Source organism: Mammaliicoccus sp. B-M6 (genome assembly GCF_022386965.1).
GTDB classification, from domain to species: domain Bacteria; phylum Bacillota; class Bacilli; order Staphylococcales; family Staphylococcaceae; genus Mammaliicoccus; species Mammaliicoccus sciuri_A.
In genome coordinates this window covers 1-3,147 of the sequence record NZ_JAJNHJ010000065.1, presented here as the reverse complement: position 1 = coordinate 3,147, position 3,147 = coordinate 1, and the positions used below count along the sequence as shown (strand labels likewise).

General features: G+C 32.5%; 3 protein-coding genes. 2 read left to right on the top strand and 1 reads right to left on the bottom strand.

Features of this window, described 5'->3' with window-relative positions:
• Window positions 1–426: 426 nt before the first annotated feature.
• Complete coding sequence (locus tag LQ693_RS13270) at window positions 427–612, bottom strand: DUF5325 family protein (protein WP_037587440.1); 186 nt, start codon at window positions 610–612, stop codon at window positions 427–429.
• A gap of 220 nt (window positions 613–832) precedes the next feature.
• Between LQ693_RS13270 and typA the strand changes: the two genes are divergently transcribed.
• Together typA and LQ693_RS13260 are read left to right on the top strand one after the other, a co-directional pair.
• Window positions 833–2,680 (top strand): translational GTPase TypA, encoded by a 1,848-nt coding sequence (gene typA / locus LQ693_RS13265; protein ID WP_025904663.1) that lies wholly within the window; start codon window positions 833–835, stop codon window positions 2,678–2,680.
• Between the two features lie 5 nt (window positions 2,681–2,685).
• The gene (locus tag LQ693_RS13260; RefSeq protein ID WP_037587446.1) at window positions 2,686–3,024 is read left to right on the top strand and encodes a YlaH-like family protein; all 339 of its coding nucleotides are present in this window, start codon (window positions 2,686–2,688) and stop codon (window positions 3,022–3,024) included.
• Window positions 3,025–3,147: the final 123 nt, after the last annotated feature.

Sequence of the window (3,147 nt, the reverse complement as noted above, 5' to 3'; positions counted from 1 at the left end):
TTTTAGGTACTAACTCTGAAACAGAAATCATTTCATATTGGTCACGTTTATTCTCGGATTTATTTAACATAGAATCAACTCCTAAATAAAAGGCTTAAACAATTATTGTTTAAGCCTTTTATTTATAGAGACAGAATTCCGAGAAATGTCCGTAAGAGGTGTTGTTAGGGACAGAATTCTGAAAAATGTATCTAAATGAGCGCACTCTAACTACCAGAATTCAGAATAATGGAAGTTAGCGCGTTCTAACTACCACAATTCAGAATAATGAAATCAAGATCCTAACAAGATTCTAACAAAATCTATCGCCTAACTATCAACATCATCTCCGTTAAACATCTTACAACTAAATTTAACACAACAAAAAAGCATATCACTTTAACGTTTCGTTAAGTGATATGCTTTTCATTTGATGTCGTATGATGTTTATAGCCAACCGTTTTCGCGGTATTTCTTTTTAAGTGTAAAACCAAAGCCCATTGTTGCAACGATTAACAATACTGCTAATAACATAAACAACATTGAACCTTCTGCTAATGCAAAGCTAAACACTAAAAGGAGAAATGTTACAATTAAAGCAAGTAGTACGAATATTGCTTTAGATTTCTTCATTTATATCCATCCTTTAACCGTTTTCATTATTTTATTATGCTTCACATTTAAAGAAAAATCAACCTGTTGATTAAAACGGTACCAAATAAAAAATATGGAAATTTGAGTAAATCTGTTCAATAATAGTTATTTTTCAAACGATTTATGTTATAATTATCAAGTTATAAATTTAAGTCGAATAAATGTCGATTAATTTAAATCGGAGAGGAAAATTTTTTGCATGACTAATTTAAGAGAAAATGTACGTAACATTGCGATTATTGCCCACGTTGACCACGGAAAAACAACTTTAGTAGATGAATTATTAAAGCAATCTGGTATTTTTCGTGAAAATGAACATATAGCAGAACGTGCGATGGATTCAAACGACCTTGAAAAAGAACGCGGTATTACGATATTAGCTAAAAATACGGCAATTGACTATAAAGATCACCGTATCAATATACTAGATACACCAGGACATGCTGACTTTGGAGGAGAAGTTGAGCGTATTATGAAAATGGTTGATGGTGTTGTATTAGTAGTAGATGCTTATGAAGGAACGATGCCTCAAACACGTTTCGTGCTTAAAAAAGCATTAGAACAAAATTTAAAACCAGTTGTAGTTGTTAATAAAATTGATAAACCATCTGCAAGACCAGAACAAGTTGTAGATGAAGTATTAGACTTATTTATTGAATTAGATGCTAATGATGAGCAACTTGAGTTCCCAGTTGTATATGCATCTGCATTAAGTGGTACTGCTAGTTTAGAGTCTGATAAACAAGACGAAAACATGCAATGTCTATATGAAACAATTTTAGAATATGTACCAGCACCTGTTGATAATAGAGATGAGCCATTACAATTCCAAGTTGCATTATTAGATTATAATGACTATGTTGGACGTATTGGTGTAGGACGTGTATTCAGAGGTACAATTAAAGTTGGACAACAAGTATCATTAGTTAAGATTGATGGTAGCGTTAAAAACTTCAGAGTTACAAAAATCTTTGGTTTCTTTGGTTTAAACCGTATAGAAATTGATGAAGCATACGCTGGTGACTTAATCGCTATTAGTGGTATGGAAGATATTAACGTAGGTGAAACAATTACACCTCAAGATCATGTTGAAGCTTTACCAATTTTAAGAATTGATGAGCCGACATTAGAAATGACATTCTCAGTTAATAATTCTCCATTCGCTGGTAAAGAAGGTACTTACGTAACAGCTCGTAAGATTGAAGAAAGATTAGAAACACAATTAGAAACAGATGTATCTTTACGTGTAACACCTACAGATTCACCTGATGCATGGGTTGTAGCAGGACGTGGGGAATTACATTTATCTATTCTTATTGAAAATATGAGACGTGAAGGTTATGAATTACAAGTTTCTAAACCTCAAGTTATTGTTAAAGAAATAGATGGCGTTAAATCTGAGCCTTATGAACGTGTTCAAATTGATGTTCCTGATGAATATACAGGTGCAATTATTGAATCTTTAGGATCACGTAAAGGTGAAATGGTTGATATGCAATCTAACGAAAATGGACAAACTAAATTAATCTTTATCGTTCCAGCTCGTGGATTAATTGGTTACACTACTGAATTCATGTCAATGACTCGTGGTTATGGTATCATTAACCATACATTCGATTCTTACCGTCCAAGAATTAAAGGACGTATTGGTGGAAGAAGAAATGGTGTTCTTGTATCAATTGATAAAGGTGTAGCAAGTACTTATGCTATCTTGAACTTAGAAGATAGAGGTGTAAACTTCATGGAACCAGGTACTGAAGTTTATGAAGGTATGATTGTTGGTGAAAATACTCGTGAAAACGATCTAACAGTTAACATTACAAAAGTTAAAGCAGCTAACAACATCCGTTCAGCTACTAAAGAACAAACAACAACTATGAAAAAACCTAGAATTTTAACACTTGAAGAAGCGTTAGAATACTTAAATGATGACGAATTAGTTGAAGTAACACCTGAATCAATTCGTTTAAGAAAGAAAATTTTAGATAAAGCAGAAAGAGAAAGAGCTCAGAAGAGACAAAAAATGGCTGAACAAGAAGAGGAGTGATATAGATGCTCTTAGTTGCTAAAAATGTAAGTGTTAATCCAACAGAAAGGCTTTCATTTTTTGGTAAGTTATTTAGAGTAGATGAGAACCCAGAGCTTGGTATGTGGCTTTTATTATTAACGATTTTTGTATTAAGTGCGATTGTTTATAATTTAGGGTTTGCAAGAAAACTAAAGTTTTGGCAAAACATTATTATCTATATATTACTGTTTTTAGGTTGTTTATTATTAACGTTTCTAGCGGTATTCTTGCCTGTAGGAGAAAGTTTAATAATAGCAGCAATTGTTTTAGGTCTATATCGTTACAGACTTCATAAAGAACGAAGTAGCGGTAAACAACAATAAAAAAAGGCGGCTCATAAGTGCACTAACCCCAGGATGTGGGAGTAAAATAAAAACACTTTCGTTGAATTCATATTAAAATGAATTTATACGGAGGTGTTTTTTCTATGAAAAGAGTGGCATATT